16 protein-coding genes and 5 pseudogenes are annotated in these 22,747 nt (G+C 71.3%); 9 read left to right on the top strand and 12 right to left on the bottom strand.

From position 1 onward, the window contains the following. The first annotated feature begins 285 nt into the window (after positions 1 to 285). The 3 genes and pseudogenes from ABEB13_RS35105 (at position 286) to ABEB13_RS35095 (ending at position 4,184) form a co-directional block, all read left to right on the top strand. Positions 286 to 1,727 (top strand): annotated as a pseudogene (locus tag ABEB13_RS35105) (non-reducing end alpha-L-arabinofuranosidase family hydrolase). Positions 1,728 to 2,528: 801 nt separating this feature from the next. Further along, positions 2,529 to 3,113, top strand: a complete 585-nt coding sequence (locus ABEB13_RS35100; RefSeq protein WP_345708716.1) for a TetR/AcrR family transcriptional regulator — start codon at positions 2,529 to 2,531, stop codon at positions 3,111 to 3,113. Between the two features lie 90 nt (positions 3,114 to 3,203). Further along, a complete protein-coding gene (locus ABEB13_RS35095) occupies positions 3,204 to 4,184 on the top strand; it encodes a zinc-binding dehydrogenase (RefSeq protein WP_345708715.1) in 981 nt (326 codons plus the stop codon). Between the two features lie 299 nt (positions 4,185 to 4,483). Here ABEB13_RS35095 and ABEB13_RS35090 read toward each other — a convergent pair. Together ABEB13_RS35090 and ABEB13_RS35085 are read right to left on the bottom strand one after the other, a co-directional pair. Continuing rightward, a pseudogene (locus tag ABEB13_RS35090) lies at positions 4,484 to 4,612 on the bottom strand (family 1 glycosylhydrolase); the annotation flags it as partial. Between the two features lie 103 nt (positions 4,613 to 4,715). After that, positions 4,716 to 5,948 (bottom strand): PucR family transcriptional regulator, encoded by a 1,233-nt coding sequence (locus tag ABEB13_RS35085; protein ID WP_345708714.1) that lies wholly within the window; start codon positions 5,946 to 5,948, stop codon positions 4,716 to 4,718. A gap of 227 nt (positions 5,949 to 6,175) precedes the next feature. Here ABEB13_RS35085 and ABEB13_RS35080 point away from each other — a divergent pair, with 227 nt between their 5' ends. After that, complete coding sequence (locus tag ABEB13_RS35080) at positions 6,176 to 7,333, top strand: acyl-CoA dehydrogenase family protein (protein ID WP_345708713.1); 1,158 nt, start codon at positions 6,176 to 6,178, stop codon at positions 7,331 to 7,333. A 49-nt stretch (positions 7,334 to 7,382) separates the two neighbouring features. Beyond that, a complete protein-coding gene (locus tag ABEB13_RS35075) occupies positions 7,383 to 7,652 on the top strand; it encodes a hypothetical protein (protein WP_345708712.1) in 270 nt (89 codons plus the stop codon). Positions 7,653 to 8,169: 517 nt separating this feature from the next. On the opposite strand, the gene ABEB13_RS35070 is transcribed toward ABEB13_RS35075, so the two are convergent. From ABEB13_RS35070 to ABEB13_RS35055, 4 genes are read right to left on the bottom strand one after another with little or no spacing between them, the layout of a single operon-like run. After that, on the bottom strand, positions 8,170 to 8,622 hold the full coding sequence (locus tag ABEB13_RS35070) for a MaoC family dehydratase (RefSeq protein WP_345708711.1): 453 nt from the start codon (positions 8,620 to 8,622) through the stop codon (positions 8,170 to 8,172). A 32-nt stretch (positions 8,623 to 8,654) separates the two neighbouring features. Further along, positions 8,655 to 9,410 (bottom strand): 3-oxoacyl-ACP reductase FabG, encoded by a 756-nt coding sequence (fabG, locus tag ABEB13_RS35065; protein WP_345708710.1) that lies wholly within the window; start codon positions 9,408 to 9,410, stop codon positions 8,655 to 8,657. Positions 9,411 to 9,446: 36 nt separating this feature from the next. After that, positions 9,447 to 10,142, bottom strand: coding sequence for an HAD family hydrolase (locus ABEB13_RS35060; RefSeq protein WP_345708709.1), 696 nt, complete (start codon positions 10,140 to 10,142; stop codon positions 9,447 to 9,449). Then, complete coding sequence (locus ABEB13_RS35055) at positions 10,139 to 11,356, bottom strand: acetyl-CoA C-acetyltransferase (protein ID WP_345708708.1); 1,218 nt, start codon at positions 11,354 to 11,356, stop codon at positions 10,139 to 10,141. The genes ABEB13_RS35060 and ABEB13_RS35055 overlap by 4 nt, the downstream gene beginning before the upstream one ends. Here ABEB13_RS35055 and ABEB13_RS40885 point away from each other — a divergent pair. Then, positions 11,355 to 12,126: pseudogene (locus ABEB13_RS40885) on the top strand (TetR-type transcription factor C-terminal domain-containing protein). The gene ABEB13_RS35055 and the pseudogene ABEB13_RS40885 sit on opposite strands and share 2 nt — an antisense overlap. Here ABEB13_RS40885 and ABEB13_RS35040 read toward each other — a convergent pair. From ABEB13_RS35040 to ABEB13_RS35030, 3 genes are all read right to left on the bottom strand, one after another. Beyond that, complete coding sequence (locus ABEB13_RS35040; RefSeq protein ID WP_345708705.1) at positions 12,127 to 12,543, bottom strand: AMP-binding enzyme; 417 nt, start codon at positions 12,541 to 12,543, stop codon at positions 12,127 to 12,129. Continuing rightward, positions 12,540 to 13,646, bottom strand: a complete 1,107-nt coding sequence (locus ABEB13_RS35035; RefSeq protein ID WP_345708704.1) for an AMP-binding protein — start codon at positions 13,644 to 13,646, stop codon at positions 12,540 to 12,542. Before ABEB13_RS35035 ends, ABEB13_RS35040 begins: the two co-directional genes overlap by 4 nt. A gap of 116 nt (positions 13,647 to 13,762) precedes the next feature. Next, a complete protein-coding gene (locus ABEB13_RS35030) occupies positions 13,763 to 15,712 on the bottom strand; it encodes an MFS transporter (protein WP_345708703.1) in 1,950 nt (649 codons plus the stop codon). A gap of 548 nt (positions 15,713 to 16,260) precedes the next feature. Between ABEB13_RS35030 and ABEB13_RS35025 the strand changes: the two genes are divergently transcribed. After that, positions 16,261 to 16,728 carry a DUF485 domain-containing protein gene (locus ABEB13_RS35025; protein WP_345708702.1) on the top strand — a complete coding sequence of 156 codons (468 nt, stop codon included), beginning with the start codon at positions 16,261 to 16,263 and terminating at the stop codon, positions 16,726 to 16,728. Continuing rightward, a complete protein-coding gene (locus ABEB13_RS35020; protein ID WP_345708701.1) occupies positions 16,725 to 18,332 on the top strand; it encodes a sodium/solute symporter in 1,608 nt (535 codons plus the stop codon). The genes ABEB13_RS35025 and ABEB13_RS35020 overlap by 4 nt, the downstream gene beginning before the upstream one ends. Positions 18,333 to 18,467: 135 nt before the next feature. Here ABEB13_RS35020 and ABEB13_RS35015 read toward each other — a convergent pair whose 3' ends face one another. The 3 genes and pseudogenes from ABEB13_RS35015 to ABEB13_RS35005 all read right to left on the bottom strand — a co-directional run bounded on the left by ABEB13_RS35015 (position 18,468) and on the right by ABEB13_RS35005 (position 20,475). Further along, positions 18,468 to 18,629 carry a hypothetical protein gene (locus ABEB13_RS35015; RefSeq protein WP_345710023.1) on the bottom strand — a complete coding sequence of 54 codons (162 nt, stop codon included), beginning with the start codon at positions 18,627 to 18,629 and terminating at the stop codon, positions 18,468 to 18,470. Between the two features lie 49 nt (positions 18,630 to 18,678). Further along, positions 18,679 to 19,005 (bottom strand): annotated as a pseudogene (locus ABEB13_RS35010) (transposase); the annotation flags it as partial. A 115-nt stretch (positions 19,006 to 19,120) separates the two neighbouring features. Further along, positions 19,121 to 20,475: pseudogene (locus ABEB13_RS35005) on the bottom strand (GH1 family beta-glucosidase). A gap of 434 nt (positions 20,476 to 20,909) precedes the next feature. Here ABEB13_RS35005 and ABEB13_RS35000 point away from each other — a divergent pair. Next, positions 20,910 to 22,730 (top strand): glycoside hydrolase family 15 protein, encoded by a 1,821-nt coding sequence (locus ABEB13_RS35000; protein WP_345708700.1) that lies wholly within the window; start codon positions 20,910 to 20,912, stop codon positions 22,728 to 22,730. The last annotated feature ends 17 nt before the right edge of the window (positions 22,731 to 22,747 follow it).

Below are 22,747 nucleotides of genomic sequence, written 5' to 3'. Positions count from 1 at the left end.
CGGCACCGGGCTCGTTCCCCTGTTCGGATCCCGCCGCTCTGCCCAGGAAACCGCCGCGGGACACCGGGGTTGTGACGCGCCCGGTACCGCAACGAGGCCTGACCTCGGCACCGGGCAATCGTGCCGGTCGGCACAGAGCCGGGGCTTTTGAGGCCCTCCGGGCAGCGGCGAGGATTCCAGAACCGACCGATTGACAACTCGTGATGCGCGCATGCACGGCGGCACGCACATGTGAGCGTTAACAGAGCCGTGTGGCAGCTCCATCCGTTCACCAAGGAGGTCTTCATGCACAGACGACGTTCCAGCCGCAGGCAGCTGTCCGTGGTGCTCACCACCGCGGTCGCGTTCGTGTCGGCGCTGGCGGCGATGCTCGTCGCCGGCCCGGCCCAGGCAGCCACCAGCAGCGCCCTGCGCGGCGCGGGTTCCGGCCGGTGTCTCGATGTACAGAACGCCGACCAGGCCGATGGCACCCCCTGCAGATCTACGACTGCTCGAACGGCGCCAACCAGCTGTGGACGTCGACGTCCGGCAACCAGCTGACCGTGTACGGCAACAAGTGCCTGGATGTTCCCGGCCATGCGACCACGGCCGGCACCCGAGTGCAGATCTGGACCTGCAGCGGCGCTGCGAACCAGCAGTGGCGGGTGAACTCCGACGGCACGATCGTCGGTGTGGAGTCCGGGCTGTGCCTGGACGTTTCGGGCGCCGGAACGGCCAACGGCACGGCGGTGGAGATCTGGACGTGCAACGGGGGCAGCAACCAGAAGTGGACCGGCCTGTCCGGGACATCGACCCCGACGACACCCCCGCCGACGGGCGGCTCGTGCGCCCTTCCGTCGACGTACCGGTGGTCCTCGACGGGTGCATTGGCGCAGCCGGCGAACGGCTGGGCGGCGGTGAAGGACTTCACCGACGTGGTGTACAACGGCAAGCACCTGGTCTACGCGTCGAACGTGTCCGGGTCGTCGTACGGTTCGATGATGTTCAGTCCCTTCACGAACTGGTCGGACATGGCGTCGGCGGGCCAGAGCGGGATGAGCCAGTCCGCGGTGGCGCCCACGCTGTTCTACTTCGCGCCCAGGAACATCTGGGTTCTGGCGTACCAGTGGGGTGCGTGGCCGTTCATCTACCGCACGTCGAGCGACCCGACCAACCCCAACGGCTGGTCCTCGCCGCAGCCGCTGTTCACCGGCAGCATCGCCAACTCCGGCACCGGCCCGATCGACCAGACCCTGATCGCCGACGGCCAGAACATGTACCTGTTCTTCGCCGGTGACAACGGCAACATCTACCGGGCCAGCATGCCGATCGGGAACTTCCCCGGCAGCTTCGGCTCGTCCTACACGACGGTCATGAGCGACACGGCGAACAACCTGTTCGAGGCGCCGCAGGTCTACAAGGTGCAGGGCCAGAACCAGTACCTCATGATCGTCGAGGCGCAGGGCGCGAACGGGCGCTACTTCCGCTCGTTCACGGCCTCCAGTCTCGGCGGATCGTGGACCGCGCAGGCCGGCAGCGAAAGCAGCCCTTTCGCGGGCAAGGCCAACAGCGGTGCCACCTGGACCAACGACATCAGCCACGGTGACCTGGTCCGCAACAACCCCGACCAGACCATGACCATCGACCCGTGCAACCTGCAGTTCCTCTACCAGGGCAAGTCCCCCTCCGCGAGCGGCCCCTACGACCAGCTGCCGTGGCGGCCGGGCGTCCTCACCCTGCAGCGCTGACCTGCCTGATCCGTGGGTGATCGTGATCGGGTGCGGCCCGCCGCCACTGCGTGGACGAGTCGTTCACGCAGTGGGCAGGTCCGTCTGCCGACCGGCACCCACCGGCCCGAGGAGCCCCAGCCGTGCGTCGGCCGGGGCTCCTCAGGTGTGTGGACTTTCCTGGCGGTACGGCCCGAAGCACGACGACGCGACCGCGGGTACCGGCGATGCGGTCACTTCTCGATTCCCCGGTGCTCGCAACGAAGTCCCCTGTCGGCGCACCAGGTTCAGGAGTCAGAACACCCGGTCGAGGCCGCCCGGCTCCACCCACGGCTCCTGGCTGCCGGCCTGCTCCACTTCAGGGAACGTCAGTCGGTCCGGGCACCGACGGCCACGGGCGGCCCTGGCGTTGCTCCGACAGGCGGGTGAGCGCCTCCGGCGGTCGGGAGAGCACCTCGGAGAACGCCGGCGCGGCGGCGCCGATCGGGACGGTGTCGGCGCCGACTTCGCTGACCCGCAGCCGCAGGTTCTGCCGTATCGCGGCAAGGGCATGGGGATGGCCGCGAAGGGCCCGTAAGGGTGATCCGCAGAGCCGACTCCGCGCCGCGCGATCGCGGCGGGGCCGCGAACGCAGGTGGACAGCACTGGAAGGCCACCGCCGCGGTCGGCCTGGAAACCGGACCCCGTCCACGAGGAGGCCGTGCTCCATGAGCCCTGCCCGCGGCCGGACGAATCGGGCAGCACCCCGGCCGAGATCAGGCCCTCGCAGGTCCGAACCCCGGCGCAGTTGTTCTTGAATGGTCACTCATGTATGTTCGTCCCATGCCCAGACGCCGCGAGTTCGAGCCCGAGACCGTGCTGAACGGGGCCATGCTCCGGTTCTGGGAGCGCGGCTACCGGGCCACCTCGATCGAGGACCTGGTGAAGGCGACCGGAGTGAAACCGGGCAGCATCTACAGCGCCTTCCCGGGAGGCAAGCGGACGCTGTTCCTGAAGTCACTGGAGCGCTACTCCCAGCTGGTCGTGCCGCAGAAGCTCGGCGAACTGGAGGCAGTCGGCGCCGGCCTGGCGGAGTTGCGCGGCTACTTCGACGGACTGGTACGGGACCTGCTCAGCCCAGAGGGCCGACAGGGCTGCCTCCTGGTGAACACCGCGATCGAGAACGCGGCCGAGGACGACGAAGCCGCAGCCGTCGTCCGCGGTCACCTCGCCCGCCTGGAGCGCTGCATGACCACGGCCCTGGAGAACGCCCGTCGCCGCGGCGAGGTCCGCGACTCGGTGGATCCGGCCGGCAGCGCCAAGCTGATGGTCGCGACCTGCCAGGGGCTGATGGTCGTGGGCAAAGCCAACCCGGACGAGGCGCTGCTGCGCGCCATCACGGACAACGCCTTCACCGCCCTCACCTGAAGGGCGGGCGAAGCGGACAAGGGCCACCGGAGGCGGTGGCCCACTTTTCGGTCCGATATTTGAATTACCATTCAAGAAAAGGGAGCGATCATGAAGGCCATCACCATCTCCACCTACGGTGGCCCCGAGGTACTCACCGTCACCGAACTTCCCGACCCCGTGCCGGCCAGCGGCGAGGTGCTGATCCGGATCAAGGCGATCGGCCTCAACCATGCCGAGGCGTACATGCGCGCGGGCGCCTGGGGCGAGGTCGCGGCAGTCACCGGGATCGAGTGCGCCGGGACCGTCGAGGCCGACCCGTCCGGCGAACTCCCCGCCGGCACAACCGTAGTGGCAATCCTCGGCGGCATGGGCCGCACCCGAAACGGCAGCTACGCAGAACTCGTGACAGTACCCGCGACCAATGTGGTGCCGGTGCGCTCCTCACTGGACTGGGCCGAACTGGCAGCCGTCCCCGAGGTCTACGCAACAGCCTGGAGCGGCCTGTTCGGCACCCTGGAGCTGCGTCCCGACGAGACGGTCCTGGTCCGCGGCGCCACCTCGTCGCTCGGCCAGGCCGCCGTCAACCTCGCCGTCGACCATGGCGCCCGCGTCCTCGCCACCACCCGCAACCCCGCCCACACCGCCCTGCTCAAAGACCTCGGGGCCGAGGGCGTGCTCATCGACGACGGCCGGCTGAGCGCCCAGGTCCGGGACCGGGGCATCCTCGTCGACGCCGTCCTCGACGTCGTCGGCAACAGCGCACTGCGCGACTCGCTCGCCGCCGTCCGGCCCCGAGGACGGGTCTGCCAGGTCGGCTTTCTGGGCGGCTTCGCACCGGTGCCCGACTTCGACCCGATCAGCGACCTTCCCAGTGGCGTCCGGCTCAGCTTCTTCGGCAGCGCTTTCGTTCTCGGCAGCCCGGAGTTCCCGCTCTCCGACATACCGTTGGACACCATCTACGCCAAGGTGGAGGCAGGCTCCCTGCAGGCGCGTCCGACCCGGACCTTCCGCTTCGAGGAGATCGTCGAGGCCCACCGCGTGCTGGAGAGCGGTCAGGCCCTTGGCAAGATGACCGTCACCGTCGGCTGACGGGCCACACCGCCCTCCCGTCATCCCCGTGGCCGACTGCGCCAGGTCGGGCGGCCGGTGCCACACCCGTCCGAGTCGGGCCCCCGAAAGAGTCCGCAGGAGAACGTTTCGAGCGTTCCGCCGGGGCACCGACCTTCCGTGCGGTCAAGCCCCGGCTGGGCCACTGGCGAAACCCACCGGCTCCGTCGGACACCCTGGCATTACCTCCTGGAGTGCCTTGCGGCGCCTTGGGTTCGGCTCGCAGATCCCCGCCGGACCCCGTCAAGCCTGACAGACAACACGTTCGGGCCGGAGCTCAACTATCTTCCGGTTTGCCGACGATGACTGCCGATCAGGTCCCGGTACCAGGCGTACGACGCCTTCGGAGTGCGCACCTGCGTCTCGAAGTCGACGTGGACCAGGCCGAAGCGCTGGTGGTAGCCCTCGGCCCGTCGAACACCCTGTCATCGCATCCGGCCTGCGAACCTGCGACGACATCGTGCGACCGGCGGCCGATGCGGCGGCCCGGAGCGGCGCGTCCCCGCGTTGCGGCTACCGCCGTGGGCCGAGCCAGTGCTGCAGTTCCAGCGCGAGGCTCACCTGCAGCCCGCGTCCGGGACGCGGTCGGGGCAGCAGTGCGTCGGCCCGGGCGATGCGGTTGAGGACGGTGTTGCGGTGGGTGTACAGCCGGCGCGCGGCACGGCTGGCGTTGCAGTCCTCCTGCAGGTAGACGCGCAGGGTCCGGGCGAGTTCGGGGGCCGCGTCGGCCAGCTCACCGAGCGTGGAGGCGACGAACTCGCGCGCCTGGTCCTCGTCGTGTGCGGCCATGGCGACGACCTGTACGTCCTCGTAGGCGGTGAGACGGGGTGGCTGGTGCATCCGGAACGTCAACCGCTGGGCGGTCAGTGCCTGCTGGTGGCTGAGCCGGAAGCCGGTGGGGCCGTCTCCCGGCATCCCGGCGGCCGCACGGGCGTGGGTGCCCGCGGCGATGAGGGCCTCGTTCAGGACCTTGGTGTCCACCTGCCCCGGAACCGCGATCCAGGCCCACAGCACCGAGATTCCCGCGGCAACGGTGAGGGGCCGCCGTGCTCCCGCCGCTTCGGCGATCGCGTCGGCTGCGGACTCCAGTTCGCCCTGCTCCACCATTCCGGGCGCATGCCACAGCACCAGGGCCAGGTGACGCCTGCTCAGGTCGTAGCCGAGGCGTGCGCTCGCCCGCTCCCCGGCGATCGGCGCGCCCTGGAGCAGGAGGTTGACGGTCTCCAGCCGCCGGGCGGGCATGCCGCCGACGAGCTGGTCGCGTTCGTGCTCCACCCGCTTCTGAACGCCGGCCAGGGTGCGGTCCACGAACCGTGACATCGAGCGCGCCGCCAGGTCCAGGGACGCGGCGAGCACCTCCGGGGAGCCCGGCTCGGCGAGCGCGGCGCGCATCCAGTACCGCCACAGCAGATTGTGCCCTCGCCAGTAGCCCTGGACCAGATAGCGCTCGTCGACGCCGCGTCGGACCATGTCGCGCGCCACGTCCAGGATCTGCGCCGTCAGGTCCGCGGGGACCGGGCGGCCGGGACGGAGCCGGTTGGCGCGCACCCAGCGCCCGACGGTGTCCCGGTTGCTGGCGGCGATCTCCTGGGCCATGACCGGGTCCAGCGGCGCCTCCGGCGTGTTCGGGGCCAGCTGCTGACCGATCTCGGCGAGCAGGTCGTCCAATGTGTCCTGCATGCGCTCCGCGGTCGCCCGGACGTGTTCCGCCACCTCGGGCGCGGGCGCCGCCCAGTCGTGCTCCATGGCCCCAGGCTAGCCCCCGCACTGCTGGGCGGAATGCACAGGCGGAAGCCGCAATGATGTGCAGATGCCCGTGGTCATGCAGGGGGCAGCGCCTTATGTTGGGGGACGCTGCGTAGCAAAACCGCAGCTCAGGGCCAGAAAATCGCCATCGCCGGCCGCCTGAGGCCCAACGGTGACGACCACCCGGTGGTCGGTGGCCCCACCCGGACACAAGGGAGGGACAGGCAGTGCAGCGCTCCGTCTACACCGAGGACCACGAGAACTTCCGGGAGATGATCCGGGACTTCATCGCCCACGAGGTCGTGCCCCACTACGACAGCTGGGAGGCAGCCGGCCACGCGCCGCGCGAGTTCTACCACAAGCTCGGCGAACTGGGGGTCTTCGGCATCGAGGTCCCGGAGGAGTACGGCGGGTCGGGTGTCGGCGGCTTCAAGTACCAGGCCGTGATCGTCGAAGAGCTGATGCGCGCCGGTGTGTCCTTCGGCGGCTCCGGCGTGCACACCGGTCTGGTGCTGCCGTACCTGCTCGAGTTCGCCGACGACGAGCAGAAGAAGCGCTGGCTGCCCGACTTCGTCTCCGGGCGGATGATGACCGCCATCGCCATGACCGAGCCCGGCACCGGCTCCGACCTGGCAGGCATCCGCACCACCGCGACCCTGTCCGAGGACGGCACCCACTACGTCCTCAACGGCGCGAAGACCTTCATCACCGGCGGTGTGCTCGCCGACCTGATGCTGGTGGTCTGCCGCACCTCCCCGGCCCCGACGGACAACCGCCGGGGCGGCCTGTCCATCCTGTGCGTGGACACCGGGAGCGCCGGCTACGCGGTGGGACGCAAGCTGGAGAAGATCGGACTGCGCAGCTCCGACACCGCCGAGCTCTCCTTCACCGACGTCCACGTGCCGGTGGAGAACCTGCTCGGCGAGGAGGGCAACGCCTTCGCCTACCTCGCCCACAACCTGATACCCGAGCGTCTCGGCATCGCCGTGTCCGCCGTGTCCGCCGCCGCCGCCGCGATCGACTTCGCCCTCGCCTACACCCGTGACCGCAAGGTCTTCGGGCAGCCGGTCTCGGGCTTCCAGAACACCAAGTTCGTCCTCGCCGAGTGCGCCGCCGAGGTGGCCGCCGCCCAGGCCCTCTGCGACCGCGCCCTGGACCTCATCGAGCAGGGCGGGCTCACCTCCGCCGACGCCGCCGCCACCAAGCTCTTCTGCACCGAGGCGGCGTCGCGGGTCATCGACAAGTGCCTGCAACTGCACGGTGGCTACGGCTACATGCTCGAGTACCCCATTGCCCGCCTCTACACCGACAACCGCGTCTTCCGCATCTACGGCGGCACCAGCGAGGTCATGAAGACCGTCATCGCCAAGTCCATGGGCCTGTGACCGTAGCGGCTCCTCCCCCTCCCCCGTGGGGCGAGGAGCCGATCACCCCGTGGAGGCCTTCGACACCCCTGTCGGTCCGGTCGCCGCCGTCGGTGCCGATTTCGGCCGCGGCGACCGGCTGGCCGTCGATCAGCTCCCGGCCGGCGGCGATGCCGGATCCGTCGCCGGCCGGGTGGCCGCCACCGCCCCCGGCGAGGAGAAGCGTGACCCCGCCCCGGAGCCCGGCGCGGGGTCGCCGTCGATGCCGCTCAGGACGGGCTCGCCGACCGCCCGCGCGAGGCCGATGGCGGCGCCGGCGTGGACATCGTCCTGGGGATGACCGGTGGTCCGGTCCTCGACGCGTCCCCCGCGGCACTCGCTCCATGGTCCCGAGCGGCGAACGCGGGCACCGCGGCGTTGTCCGTTCCCCACCGTCGGCAACGCCGACCTCCTGCTCGCCCGCGGCAGCCGGGAGCAGATCGACACCCGCGTCCGGCCCGTGGTCGAGGACCGCTTCCCCGGCACCGGGCGCCTGTCCGGGCCCCGGGCCGGCTCGTCGCCGGCGGACGTGCGGACCCGTGCCGAGCCGCAGCCGGCCGGGAGCTTCCGGCTCGACCACAGGACGGGTTGCCGCGGCACGACCGGCGCCCTGCTCGCCGCCGCCGCGCTACTCCGGCAGGAGCGGGCCGGCCGGATCCGGACCGGTCGGACCGGGATCGGCGGCCAGGGTCCCCGGAGCCCGGCAGCGGCCGGGTGCCGCCCCTGCTCGGCGAGCGGCCCGACGGACGCGACCGGCTGCTCGGCGGGGGCGCGCCTCGGCTCCGGACCCGGCGGGACCGGCCGTGATCCGAGGGCCATCACGGCACCAGGATGCTGACGGCCTCGACGACGCAGACCGGTTTGTCGCCGCCCTCCCGCTCGATGGTCACCTTGGTCCTCGCCTGGTGACCACCACCGCCCGGCACCAGTGACAGCAGTTCCACCCCGGCGCGCACCCTGGAGTCCACCGGGACCGGTGAGGGGAAACGGAGCTTGTCGGCACCGTAGTTGATGCCCATGGCCAATCCCTCGACCTCGTACACCTGCCAGACCAGCACGGGCACCAGTGACAGCGTCAGGTAGCCGTGCGCGACGGTGCCGCCGAACGGGCCCCGCGCCGCCTTCGCGGGGTCGACGTGGATCCACTGGTGGTCACCCGTCGCCTCGGCGAAGGTGTCGATCTGCTTCTGGGTGACGGTGTGCCAGTCGGAGTACCCGAGGTGCGTGCCGACCGCCCGGGACAGCTCCTCGATGCCCTGGAAAACCTTCATCGTCTCTCCTCTTCCGTCTGTCGTCCCTCTGCTCAGGCCTGCGGTCCGCCGGCGACGTAGAGGACCTGGCCCGAGACGAACCCGGCGCCCTCGCCGGCGAAGAACGAGACCGCGTGCGCGATGTCCCGGGGCTCGCCGGTACGTCCCACCGGAATGCGGGCCGCCACGGCCGCCTTGAACTCGTCGAACCCCACACCGATGCGCCGCGCGGTCTCGGCCGTCATCTCGGTCTCGATGAATCCCGGGGCGATCGCGTTCGCCGTGACACCGAACTTCCCGAGTTCGAGGGCGAGGGTCTTGGTGAACCCCTGGATTCCGGCCTTCGCCGCGGCGTAGTTGGCCTGGCCGCGGTTCCCCAGTGCGGAGGTGCTCGACAGGTTGACGATCCGGCCCCAGCCGGCCTTGGTCATGTAGCCCTGGACGGCGCGGGTCATGAGGAACGAGCCGCGGAGGTGCACGTTCACGACCGCGTCCCACTCGTCGACGGTCATCTTGAACAGCAGGTTGTCGCGGATGATGCCGGCGTTGTTGACCAGCACGGTGGGCTCGCCCAACTCCTCGGCGATCCGGTCCACGGCAGCCCGAACGCCCTGTTCGTCGGCGACGTCGACGCCGACGGCCATGGCGCGGCCCCCGGCGGCCTCGATCTCCTCGACGACCGGCTTGCAGGCCGTCTCGTCCAGGTCGATGACGGCGACGGCGAAGCCGTCCTCGGCGAGCCGCTTGGCGACGCCGGCTCCGATGCCGCGGGCGGCGCCCGTGACGACGGCGGTACGGGTGGTGGTCATGGCGGACAACTCCTTGTTGAGGTTCGGGTACGGGGATCAGGACCGGGGTGCGGCCGAGCCGGGCCGCCGGGACAGGCCGGGGACGAGGTCGGCGAGGTGGGCCCGCGTGGTGTCGGCGTCGGTGTGCCGCAGCGCCTGCATGCCGACCGCACGGGCACCGAGCACATTGGCCTCGGCGTCGTCGACGAAGAGCACCCGGTGGGCCGGCAGACCGAGCCGGTCCAGGGTGAGCCGGTAGATCGGGGCCAGCGGCTTGCGAGGACCGATCTCGCCGGAGATCACGACGGGGTCGAGGAGCGCGTCGATCCGCTCCCGCGGGTAGGCGTTGCCCCAGCTGTTGGACAGCAGGGCCACCCGGATCCCGAGGTCGCGCAGCTCACCGGCCAGCTCGAACATCGCCGGGTCGGGACGCATCCCGGCGAACAGGCGGGCGAGCAGCCCGCCCGGGTCGACCGGTCCGCCGTGGACCGTGCGCAGTTCGGCGGCGAGCAGCGTGTCGAACTCCGCGACGGTCAGCTCGCCGGTCTCCAGCCGGTGGACGGGCGTGCCGTCCTCGGCGTCGCGGGACAGCCAGGCCTTGAGCGTGCGGGAGAACGACTCCGGCTCGATGCCGTCGGTCTCCAGCCACGCCGCGATCGAGTCGCGGACCGGTCGGGTGAGGACTCCTCCGTAGTCGAGGACGACGGCGTCCACGGGGCCGGCTCGCCGCGCTCCGTCGTTCGCCGCGGTCACGACAGACGTTCCAGCACCATGGCCATGCCCTGGCCGCCGCCGACGCACATGGTCTCCAGGCCGAACTGCTTGTCGTGCCACTGGAGCGAGTTGATGAGGGTGCTGGTGATCCGGGCACCGGTCATGCCGAACGGGTGGCCGACGGCGATCGCGCCCCCGTTGACGTTGAGCTTCTCCTCCGGGACGCCGAGGTCGCGCGCGGACGGGACGACCTGGGCGGCGAACGCCTCGTTGATCTCGACCAGGTCGATGTCGCCGATGGTCAGACCGGCGCGCTTGAGAGCCTGCTCGGAGGCCTCGACCGGACCCAGGCCCATGATCTCCGGGGACAGGCCCGAGACTCCGGTGCTGACGATCCGGGCCAAGGGGGTGATGCCGAGTTCCCGCGCGCTCGTGTCCGACATGATCACGAGCGCGGCGGCGCCGTCGTTCAGCGGGCAGCAGTTGCCGGCCGTGACGGTGCCGTCGGGCCGGAAGACGGGCTGCAACCCCGAGACCGCCTCCAGGGTGACGCCGGCCCGCGGGCCGTCGTCCCTGGTCACCCTGCTGCCGTCGGGCAGTGTCACCGGGGTGATGTCGCGCTCCCAGAAGCCGTCGATGATCGCCTTCTCGGTGAGGTTCTGGCTGCGCACGGCGAACGCGTCCTGCTCCGCACGGCTGACGCCCTTCAGCCGTGCGACGTTCTCGGCCGTCTGCCCCATGGCGATGTAGGCGTCCGGCAGCCATCCCCGGGTCCGCGGGTCCACCCATGTCCGGCCGCCGGCCGCGAACTGCTCGGTGCGGGCCCCCGCCTCGGCGAACAGCGGGTTCCTGGTGTCGGGCAGGCCGTCGGCGTTGCCCCTGGTGTAGCGGCTCACCGTCTCCACGCCCGCGGAGACGAACACGTCACCCTCACCCGCCTTGATCGCGTGCAGCGCCATCCGGCTGCTCTGCAGGCTGGACGAGCAGTAGCGGTTCACCGTGGTGCCCGGCACCCCGTCCAGTCCGGCGAGGACGGCCACGTTCCGCGCGATGTTGAAGCCGGACTCCCCGGCCGGCTGGCCGCAGCCGAGCACCAGGTCGTCGATCGTCCCGGGGTCGAGCTGGGGCACCTCGGCGAGGGCCGCCCGGAGCATCTGGACGGCGAGGTCGTCGGGGCGCAGGTCCTTCAGGGAGCCCTTGAACGCTCGGCCGATCGGCGAACGGGCGGTGGCGACGATCACGGCTTCGGGCATGGTTTTCCTCTCGCACCGACTAAGCGCTTGCTTACTGACTAAGCGCTTGCTTAATCCACAGGCTGGGGCAGGCACCGCGCCGCCGTCAACGGGCCGTCCCGCCGAGTCGCTGTGGCCCGCGTCACAGCGGCGCCCCCGGTATCGCCGCCCGCCCGGAGTCGGGAAGAATGGACGCGCGATGACCGATACCTTCACTTCCCGCGCCGACGCGACCCGGGCCAGGCTGCTCAAGGCGGCCGTCAGCGTGTTCGCCGAGAAGGGCTTCCACGGCACGACAACGCGCGACATCGCCGCCGCGGCCGGGATGAGCCCGGCGGCGCTCTACATGCACCACAAGTCCAAGGAGGACCTCCTCTACGTGATCGCGCGGTCGGGCCACGAGCGCACCGTGCGACTGGTGCAGGAGGCGATCGCGTCCTCCGACGACCCGACCGCGGCGCTGCGCCGGCTGGTCCACGACTTCGCCCTCCACCACGCCCGCGCGCACACCGGCGCCCGGATCGTGAACTACGAGCTGGCCGCGCTCAGCCCCGAGCACCTCGCCGAGATCAGCGGGATGCGCGACCTCATCGAGCGGGAGATCCTCGGGCTCGTCGAGGCGGGTGTCGCCGCCGGCCGCTTCGACCCCCGACCCGCGCATGGCCGGCGTCGTCCTGCTGTCGCTGGGCATCGACATCGGCCGCTGGTACGCCGACGACAGCGACTGGAGCCCCGAGGACATCGCCGACCGGTACGCCGAGATCGCCCTGCGCATCGTCGGCGCCCGCTGATCACCCGCGGAGACGGTTCTTCAGGACCTTGCCCGTCGGCCCCTTCGGCAGCGCGTCGACGACGCGCACCTCCCGCGGGTACTTGTACGCGGCGACGCGGTCCCGGCAGTACGCGCGGATCTCCTCGGGCGTGGCCGACGCGCCCGGCTTGAGCGCGACGTAGGCCAGCACCTCCTCGCCGAGGCGCGGGTCGGACCTGCCGACGACGGCCGCCTCGGCCACCGCCGGATGCGTGAACAGGACCTCCTCCACCTCACGCGGGTACACGTTGTAACCGCCGCGGATGACGAGGTCCTTCGTCCGGTCGACGATGAAGAGGTACCCGTCGTCGTCGGCGTAGCCGAGGTCGCCGGTGTGGAACCACCCGTTCCTGAGGGCCTCGGCGGTGGCGTCGGGCCTCTTGTGGTAGCCCTTCATGACGTTGTGGCCACGGATGACGATCTCGCCGACGTGGCCGGGCCCCGGGGGAGCGGCTCGTCGTGCTCGTCGACGACGCGCACCTGGACGCCCCAGACGGGCTTGCCGACCGAGAGCACCTTCCGCTCCTCGGCGCTGATGTTGAAGGTCGCGGTGCTCGCGGTCTCCGACAACCCGTAGCCCTCCAGGATCACGACGCCCGGGAACTTCTCCTCGAAGGCGCGGATCACCTCGCCGGGAATCGCGGCTCCGCCGGAGACGCCGACCCGCAGGGAGGTGAGGTCCCGGCCCGCGGTGTCCGCGGACAGCAGCGCGACGTACATGGTGGGTACGCCGGAGAAGATCGTGCAGCGGTGCCGTTCCACGGCGTCGAGCAGCGGCTCTGCCTCGAACCGTGGCACGAGGACCACCGTGCCGCCGGAGCGCACGGAAACGTTGAGGACGCTCGACAACCCGAAGACGTGGAACAGCGGTAGCACCGCCACCGCGACGTCGTCCTCGCGGAAGCCGAACAGCTCTCCCGAAACGGTGCAGTTCATGTAGAGCTGGAAGTGCGTGAGTTCGGCGCCCTTCGGCCGGCCGGTCGTGCCCGAGGTGTACAGCAGCACGGCGGTCTCGTCCGCGTCGGTCGGCGCGATGTCGCCGGTGTCCTCGCCGGAACAGAGCTCGTCGTACGGATTCGTGCCCTCCGGGAGGCCCCGGCCGGCCAGTGTCGTGACCACGTACGTCCGCACACCCCCGACCTGCTCCGCGCCTTCGAGGGCCTCGTCGGCGAACGACTCGAAGGTCACGAGCAGCTTCACATCGGCGTCGCCCAGGTGGTAGGCGATCTCCGGGGCGCGCAGCAGCGGGTTCAGCGGGACCATCGTCAGCCCCGCCTTGAGGATCCCGAAGTAGGTGCACAGGAACTCCGGCACGTTGGGCAGTTGGACGGCGACCTTGTCACCCCGCCGCAGCCCGAGGGAGAGCAGGCGGCTCGCGACCCGGCCGGACATCTCGTCGATCTGCGCGTAGCTGAAGGACGTTTCCGCGTAGTGGCAGAGCGGCTTGTCCGGATGGGCGTTGCGCGACTCCCGCAGCGCGGTGGCGAGGTTGAAGCTCATGGGGGCACTCCGGATCGTGGGCGTGGTGCGGTCGTGGCGCAGCTCGGGTGGGTGAACGGGGTCGGGAAGTGGTCCGGGCCGGGGCACCCGGAGGAGTGCCCCGGGCCCGGGGCCGGTCAGGCGGACGCGCCTTCGAGGGCGGCCAGTTCGCGCTGGTTCCCCGCCTCGTGGGCCCGCTCGTCCTCACGGGCCCTGCGCGGGCTCCACCGGCCGGCCATCAGGAAGACGAACGGCAGGAGGAGGAGCTGTCCGGCGGCGCAGATCCACCACCAGGTCCGCCACTGGCGCGGGCCGTCCTCGGCGGCCTTCCGCACCTGGGCTCCGTGCGCCCGGAGGTAGGCCAGGTCGGCCGCCGGCACGGCCGTGCTCGCGGACTTCAGCACCGTCGCGTACCCGTCGACCAGTTGCAGGTCTGACTGCACCGCCGGGTCGGCCAGGCTCCGCAGCAGCGCGGTCGCCTGCACCGGGGTGACGTGCAGCTTCTCCACGATCGCGCTCACCGCGGCGGAACCGGCCACCGGGTCGGCCGGGTCGGCCCGCAGCGCCGCCAGCGTCGGCGGGGGCACCACCCGGACGGCCGCCAGCTGGGGTGCCCGCTCGACGACGGCGGCCGAAACGGCCCGGGCCCGTGCCGGCGACGCGCCCTGCTCGCGGGCCACTTCGCCCAGGGCCTCGGCCAGGGCCGGGACGTCGCCGGGGTCGGCGGAGATCGCCTTCGACGTCGCCGGGTCGAGGGACTGCAGCACACCCAGCGGTTCCCTGTACTTCGCCGCCAGTTCCTGCACCTGGGCACCGTGGTCGGCCAGGGTCGAGGTCGCCGGCACGACCAGGGTCAGTACCGCCAGGGAGACGGTCACCACCAGCCGGAGGATCCAGCCCCAGACGGCGAGTCCGGTCGCGGTGGCTGCGGGATTGTGCCGCTCCACGGTCTCGGTGAAGCCCGCCATCCAGGCGACGTAGGTCATGCCGACGCCCGATGCGCCGAGGACGAAGTACACCGCGAGCGTGTGGTAGCCCTGGTGGTGCGTGGCCGACAGCGCGAACAGGACGGTGCCGACCAGACTGATCGTCGTACCGAGGACCATGAACGGCTTGCGCACGCGGAGACGGTCGGACAGCACGCCGACGACGACGAGCGCGACGGCGTTGGCGATCCAGTACCAGTTGGCCAGCGAGTTGGCCCGGGCCGACGAGTACCCGTAGACGGTCGCGAAGTACACGACCGCGAAGCCGGAGAGGACGTAGTACAGAAGCAGGAAGACACTGATCGCGAAGGCCGGGCCGACGACGTCGAGGCGCAGCATCTGCCGCCAGTGCCCCTTGAGCGCCTGCTCCGGGTCGGTGCCCGCGGCGCGTGCCTCGATCAGTGCCCGGTCACGCAGGCTCACCATGAGCTGGTCGCGGAGGGCCGGGGAGAGCTCCCGCAGGCCGAACAGGGCCACCAGCCAGACGACCGCGCCGATGGTGCCGCACAGGTGGAACTGGAAGCGCCAGTCGGGGTGGCCGGGCAGGGTGTGGCTGGACACCTCGGTCACCACGAGGCTGCCCAGGACCGGGCCGAGCGTCCAGAAGCCCATGGCCGCCCCGCGGCCGACCTGGGGTGAGAAGTCCCGGATCAGCGCCGGCGTGGCCACCAGGACGACGCCTTCGACGAGACCGAGCATCGCGAACAGCGTCGTGTACAACGCCTTGTTCGGCGCGTGCGGCAGGCCCACCCCGACGAGCAGCGCCGTGATCAGCAGGCCGACGACGACGAGGTTGGCCCGTCCCCAGCGGTCGGCCAGGCCGGCGAAGAGCGACGCGAAGGCGCCGACCAGGTTGCCGACGACCGAGACGAGGACGAACGAGGTGAACGACAGGTGCAGGTCCGACATGATCTGCGTCGCCACGGCGCCCTGGATGTAGAGCTCGTAGTACAGCACCACGGTCGCGAGGACGGTGATGGCCAAGTACCGGTAGCGCTGACCGTTTGCGGGGTAGTGCGGGAGCCGGCGGTCCCACAGGCGGTGAACGACGGGGAGTCGGGCGGGGGTGGTTTCGTGCGGCGAGAGCGTCCTCGTGGTCATGAGGTGTCCCTGTCTTCGGCGCGTGGGGGGCGCGGAGGGAGTGGGCAGGCCGGGCCGGGCTGGGGAGGTCGCCTCGGCCGGAGGGTGTGTGGCGGACCACATGGCGACTGAGGCTACGGCCGCCCCATTTACTAAGCAAGCGTTCAGTCAAGTTACTTATGAGTAGTAAAGGGTCGGCCCACCGGCTCGCACGATGCAGCGCGCGTCGGCGGCGGCGCGCGTCGGCGGCGGCGCGCGTCGACAGCGCCACGGGCGTGCGCGATCGGGATCAGCGCGAAACGGTCCCACCCGGCACCGCCGATGCCGCCCGAACCACCGTCGGCACAACCGGCATTCAGTCACGACGGACGGGTTGACAGCGGATTGCACCACCCCCATTCTAAGCAAACGCTTAGCGGCTCTAAGCGGCCGCTTAGCTCGCTGCTCCGGGGTGCGGCGGTGCAACCACCCCGCCCCCGCGCCCACCCGGCCCGTCCCGGACCACCCCTCCGCCGGTGCACCCGGAAGGCAGCCGAACCCCACCCCCACCCCGCCCGAGGAGCACCCCCATGCCGGCCGCGCACCCTCCGCCCGACAACTTCCGGCCCCACCGCCGCGCGGACCGCCCCGCTCCGCCCCCGGACGCGCCGGCGGTCGCCGCGCTCGACCCGGCCGTCGGCGGACTCGCCGCGCTGCACCGCTCGACCGCACGCCTCGCCCGCAGGTTCGCCGTCACCAACGCCGCCTGCTTCGGGATCATCGTGCTGTCGGCCTGCACCGGCAGCGGGCTGCTGGCCACGGAGGTGATCGGCCGCATCAACCTGGGGATCCTCCTCGGCCTCTTCCAGGGTGTCCTGCTGCTGTGGACCGCCGCCCACTACGACCGCCGGTCGACCGGGCAGTGCGACCCGGTCGCCGACGGCCTTCGCGAGCGACGCGGAGAACGACGCGCAGAGCGATACGAGCAGCGGTACGACGACCGCCACCGGAGCCCGTACGAACAGCACCGGACCGACCGTCAGGGAGCGAGACGATGAAAGACATCCTCGGCGCGAACACCCAGGCGATGATCCTCGTCTCCTTCCTGGTGGTCATCGGCGTGTGCATGCTGCTGTGCGTCATGGTCGGCCCCGACGGCGACGAGATCGCCGACTTCTACACCGCCGGCCGCACCCTGACGCCCCTTCAGAACAGCCTGGGCCTCTCCGGCGACTACATATCCGCCGCCACCCTGCTCGGCACCACCGGCGTCGTCGCCATGTCCGGCTACGACGGCTTCACCCTGGCCCTCAGCACCGTCATGGCACTCGGCGTCCTCCTGTTGATCGCCCGGCCGCTGCGCAACGCCGGCCACTACACCCTCGGCGACGTCCTGGCGCTGCGCGCCGGCGGCGCTGCCCCCAGGATCGCCGCGGCCGTGGCGACCCTCGCCGTGTCGGTGCCCTTCCTGGTGGTGCAGCTCTCCGGCGCGGGCTCGGCCACGGCGCTGCTCCTCGGCATGGTCGGTGCCGGCGCGCAGCGGACCTGCACCGTCCTCATCGGCGCCCTGATGATCTGCTACACCGTGGTGGGCGGCATGAAGGGCACCAGCGTGGTGCAGATCATCAAGTTCGTGCTCACGTTCGGCACGGTGGTCGTGGTGGCCGTTCTGGTCCTCGGCCACTTCCACTGGAGCGTCGACGCGCTGCTCACCGCCGCCGCCGCCAACAGCGGGCGGCCGGGCGCCTACCTGCGCCCCGGCCTGCAACTGGGCACCAGCGCCGAAGGGTGGTTGAACTTCATCGGTCTGCAGCTCACCGTCATCCTCGGCGCGGCCTGCATGCCGCACATGATCATGCGGGTGAACGCCTCCGCCGACGGCACCGCCGCTCGGCGCTCCACCCGCCATGCCGTCGGCATGGTCGGCGCCTTCTGCCTGATCGTGTCCGTGCTGGGCCTCGGTGCCGCAGCGCTGGTCGGCGACAAGGTGATCGGCGCGGTCAACCCCAACGGCCAGGGTGCCCTGCTGCTGCTCGCTGGCGTTCTCCAGGGCGGCACCGGCACGGCGGCGGGCAGCGCGCTGTTCACCGCCGTCGCCTGCGCGGTGTTCGTCACGGTGCTGGCGGTGGTCGCCGGCATCACCCTCGCGGCAGCCGCCGCTCTCGCCCACGACCTGCACGCCCACGCCGTGCGGCGCGGCACGCTCCCGCCGGCCGGCGAGGTGCGCACGGTGCGTCTGTCGGTGGTGGCGGTCGGCGCCCTGGGCATCGTGCTCGCCATCGCCGCACAGGGCTACAACGTGCAGTTCCTGTCCTCACTTTCGGTCACCATCGCCGCGTCCTCCGTGCTGCCCGCGCTGCTGTACAGCCTCTTCTGGAGCCGCTACAACCGCACCGGACTGCTCTGGACGGTGTACGGCGGCCTGCTCTGCTCGATCGGGCTCCAGTTGTTCTCGCCGACCGTCTCGGGCTCCGCGCTCGCCCTCTTCCCGCACGCCGACTTCCACTGGTTCCCGCTCCAGAGCTCCGGACTGGTCTCGGTGCCGGCGGCGTTCCTGCTGGGCCGGGCCGGCAGCGCGCGGGGCCGACGCCGGGGTGCCGGCGCCGAATCCGACTTCACCGCGGTCCGGGAACGGGTACTCCTCGGCGCGGACACCGGCTAGTGTCCTGCTCTCGGTATTGTCGCGGGAGGCAATCACCTTCCGCGACAACGGCGAGGGCGGATCCGTCGACGCGGGGAACGTCTCAGCGCCCTGAGGGCGGGAGGCCACGCTGCTTCACCGATAGGGCGCAACGCCTTAACGCGCCGGCCCGAGCCCCTCCGGCAGGACGGTCACCACGCAGGTCACGGCCTCCTCCGGCGTCTCGCAGCGCGCGAGCAACTCGCTCCGGTTCCGTATCCCGTGGAACCCCTCGTCGTGCACCCGCCGGCCGAGCCCGGCGTCGACGTACACGGGCATGCCGCCCCATGGTTCGTCCAGCTCGGGCAAGACGACCCCGAGGCCCTCCGCGGTGGCGGGCGTTGGTGTTGCGCCCGCGCAGGTAGGCGTGCAGGGCGCGGGTCTGGACGGTGTGGTTGCGGTGGTGGGAGTTGGCGATCGTGAACTGCCGCAGTGGCCCGAAGTACGCCTCGATCGGGTTGGCCCGGGACCCGTAGGTCGGGGTGAAGCACAGCTCGGCCCGGTGCTTCCCGGCCCAGTTCCGGATCGTCTCGCCCTTGTGGGCGGACAGGTTGTCCAGGATGACGTAGATCGGGACGCCATCCGGGCGGGCCGCGCGGATCGACCGGAGGGCGACCAGGGTGTTCGCTGCCGCCTTCTCGCGGCGGTTGACGCCCACCCTTCGCGGCGCACTCGTCACCGACCCCACCGACGTACCGACCCGCCGGCCGTCGATCGGTGCATGTCGACCGAGGGGCCCGCCGGTCCACTTCGCCTGCCGCGCGTCCCCACTACCGTCCGGGGGACGCTCGGTGCGCCGCGATCAGGTCGCGGTACCAGGCGTACGACGCCTTCGGAGTGCGCACCTGCGTCTCGAAGTCGACGTGGACCAGGCCGAAGCGCTGGTGGTAGCCCTCGGCCCACTCGAAGTTGTCGAGGAGGGACCAGGTGTAGTAGCCGCGGACGTCGACGCCCTCGGCAACGGCCGCGGCGACGGCGTCGAGGTGGCCCGCGAGGTAGGAGATACGGTCGGGGTCGTCCACGGTGCCGTCGGCGGCGGGTGCGTCGGCGACCGAGCAGCCGTTCTCGGTGATGGTGATCGGCGGCAGTGCGGCGCCGTAGCGGTCGCGGAGGCCGACTAGGAGTTCGCGCAGTCCGTCCGGGACGACGGGCCAGTCGAAGGCGGTGCGGGGGACGCCCTCGATCGGGGCTTCGGTGAAGGGGAGGGCGGGGTCGGCGGGGGCGGCGATGCGGGTGGGGTTGTAGTAGTTGACGCCGAGGCCGTCGAGGCCGGGGGCGGAGATCAGCTTCAGATCGCCCGGGCGGACGACACCGCCGAGGTCCTCGGTGAGGCCGAACGCCGACAGGTCCGGGTAGCGGCCGAGCAGGAGCGGGTCGGTGAACAGCCTGTTGTGCAGGGCGTCGTAGGCGGTGGCGGCCTCGACGTCGGCGGGGTCGTCGGTGGCCGGGCGGACGGGGGTGAGATTGTTGGCGATCATCACCTGCAGGCCGCGTTCGCGCAGCGCCGCGGCGGCCAGCCCGTGGCCCAGCAGCTGGTGGTGGGCGGCGGGCAGCGCGTCGAGCATCAGCGCCCGCCCCGGGGCGTGGATGCCGAGGGCGTAGCCGTAGACCATGTGCACGAAGGGCTCGTTGAGGGTGATCCAGGCGGGGACGCGGTCGCCGAGCCGGTCGGCCGCCACGGCGGCGTACTCGGCGAAGCGGTACGCGGTGTCCCGGTCGAGCCAGCCTCCCCGTCCTCCAGCGCCTGCGGGAGGTCCCAGTGGAAGAGGGTGGGCAGCGGGGTGATGCCGGCTGCCAGCAGGCCGTCCACCAGGCGGTCGTAGAAGGCGATCCCGGCCTCGTTGACCGGGCCGGTGCCGGTGGGCCGGATGCGGGGCCAGGCGAGGGAGAAGCGGTAGCCGTCGAGGCCGAGGCCCTGCATCAGGGCGATGTCCTCGGGCCAGCGGTGGTAGTGGTCGCAGGCCACCGCGCCGGTGTGGCCGTCCCGGACGGCGCCGGGGCGGGCGGCGAACACGTCCCAGACCGACGACCCCCGCCCGTCCTCGTCGACGGCCCCCTCGATCTGGTACGCGGCCGTGGAGGCTCCCCAGCGGAAGCCCTGCGGGAGGTCGAGGTGGTGCGGCATGAGCGGACTCCCTGTTCACGACGGCTCTGACGGCGTTCGCGATGGCACTGAGGACGCCAAGAGAACATGAGGACACCTCATGTTAGCCGGTCGCCGCCGAAACGCCAGGCCATCCGGGTGACTTGGCAACGCCGGTTCGTCTGGTCGGGCGGGTCCCGCCCGCCACCACCCGACATGCCGCCACGACGCCGCTTCGGTACCCTCCGGGCCCACCCCGGGGAAGTGGACCCCGCTGTTCCCGGCCTCCACCGCTCGGTGCCCCGGACCGGGCGCCGACTCCTGCCGGATCTCGCCCGCCGGGACGGCCGGCCACGGCCGCACGACGCGCCGCGGCCTCATACGACTGCCGCAGCGGGCGCCACTGCCGCGACGGGCGCGCCGGCCGGTCCTGGCCGATGGTGACCTCAAGGGACTCCGCTGACCTGGGGACACACATGGACCGCTACCCGCCCATCGCCGAGCACGGCCTCATAGGCGACCTGCAGACCGCCGCGCTGGTGACCTCGCGGGGCGTGGTCGACTGGTTCGCGGCACCCCGGTTCGACTCCCCCAGCATCTTTGCGGCCCTGCTCGACCATGATCGCGGCGGCTACTTCCTGCTCGCGCCCGACGATCCCTCCGTGACCTGCAAGCAGCTGTACTACCCCGACACCGCCGTCCTGGTCACGCGTTTCATGTCCCCCGACGGGGTGGGCGAGCTGATCGACTGGATGCCGCCGAACAGCACCCGCACGCCGACGGACCGCCACACCCTGATCCGGACCGCGCGCACCGTACGCGGGACCGTGCGCTTCGACATGGAGTGCCGTCCCCGGTTCGACTACGGGCGGGCGACCCACGAACTCGACCTGCGGCCCGAGAGCGCGGTCTTCCGCGCACCGGGTGTCTGCGCGCACGTCCAGAGCACCTTCCCCATCGAACGGGACGGCCATGACCTGCGCGGATCCGTCACCCTGAAGGTCGGCGAATCGGCAGCGGTCGTCCTGACCGTGTGCGACCCCGACGGGCCGGCACCGCCGACTCCCACCGTCGACGGGGTCACACAGCAGCTCTGGGACGCCGCCGACTTCTGGCAGCGGTGGGTGCGCGGCTCGCGCTACCGCGGCCGGTGGCCCGGCATGGTCGACCGGTCCGCCATCACCCTCAAACTGCTCACCTACGCACCCACCGGCGCACCGGTGGCCGCCGCGACCATGGGCCTGCCGGAGCAGGTCGGCGGCGAACGCAACTGGGACTACCGCTACACCTGGGTCCGCGACGGCTCGCTGTCCGTCCGGGCCCTGCTCGACCTCGGATTCGTCGAGGAGGCCACCGCCTTCACCCACTGGCTCGGTGACCGGCTGCGCGAATCGGCGGGCACGGACGGCGAACCCCTGCAGATCATGTACCGGGTCGACGGCAAGCCCATCCTGACGGAGGAGATCCTCGGCCACCTGGAGGGCTACCGCGGCTCCGCACCGGTGCGGCTCGGCAATGCCGCCGCGGACCAACTGCAGCTCGACATCTACGGCGAGGCGATGTACGCCCTCTCCGAGGGCCGCGAGCTCGCCTCCCAGGCCGGCTACCAGGGCTGGAAGGTCCTCTCCCGCAGCCTGGACTGGCTGGCCGATCACTGGGACCGCCCCGACGAGGGCATCTGGGAGACCCGCGGCGGGCGTCAGGACTTCACCTACAGCCGGGTGATGTGCTGGGCCGCCTTCGACCGCGGCCTGCGCCTGGCCGACCACTTCCGCCGCCCCGCCGACACCGCGCGCTGGACGAAGGCCCGCGACAGCATCCTCCTCCAGGTCATGGAGCGCGGATGGAGCGACGAGGCGCACGCCTACATCCAGCACTACGGCGGCGCCGCCGTCCTGGACGCCTCATTGCTGCTCATGCCCCGCGTGGGCTTCATCTCGCCACGGGACCCGTCCTGGCTGTCCACCCTGGACGCGATGGACCGCACGCTGGTCTCCGACAGCCTCGTCTACCGCTACGACCCGGCAGCCTCCCCGGACGGACTGCGCGGCTCGGAGGGCACCTTCAGCCTCTGCACCTTCCTTTACGTGGACGCCCTCGCCCGCGCCGGCCGGCTCCGGCCCGCCCGCTACACGTTCGAGAAGATGCACACCTACGCCAACCACGTCGGCCTGTTCGCCGAGGAGATCGGCCCCAGCGGAGAACAACTCGGCAACTTCCCCCAGGCGTTCACCCATCTGTCGCTGATCATGGCGGCGAGCACCCTCGACGAGGCCCTCGACCGGCGGCGCGACTGACCGATCCTCAGGAGCGA

This window comes from Kitasatospora paranensis, assembly GCF_039544005.1.
Taxonomy (GTDB): domain Bacteria; phylum Actinomycetota; class Actinomycetes; order Streptomycetales; family Streptomycetaceae; genus Kitasatospora; species Kitasatospora paranensis.
Note: the sequence above shows the minus strand (reverse complement) of the source record. Positions and strands in the feature narration are given on the sequence as shown.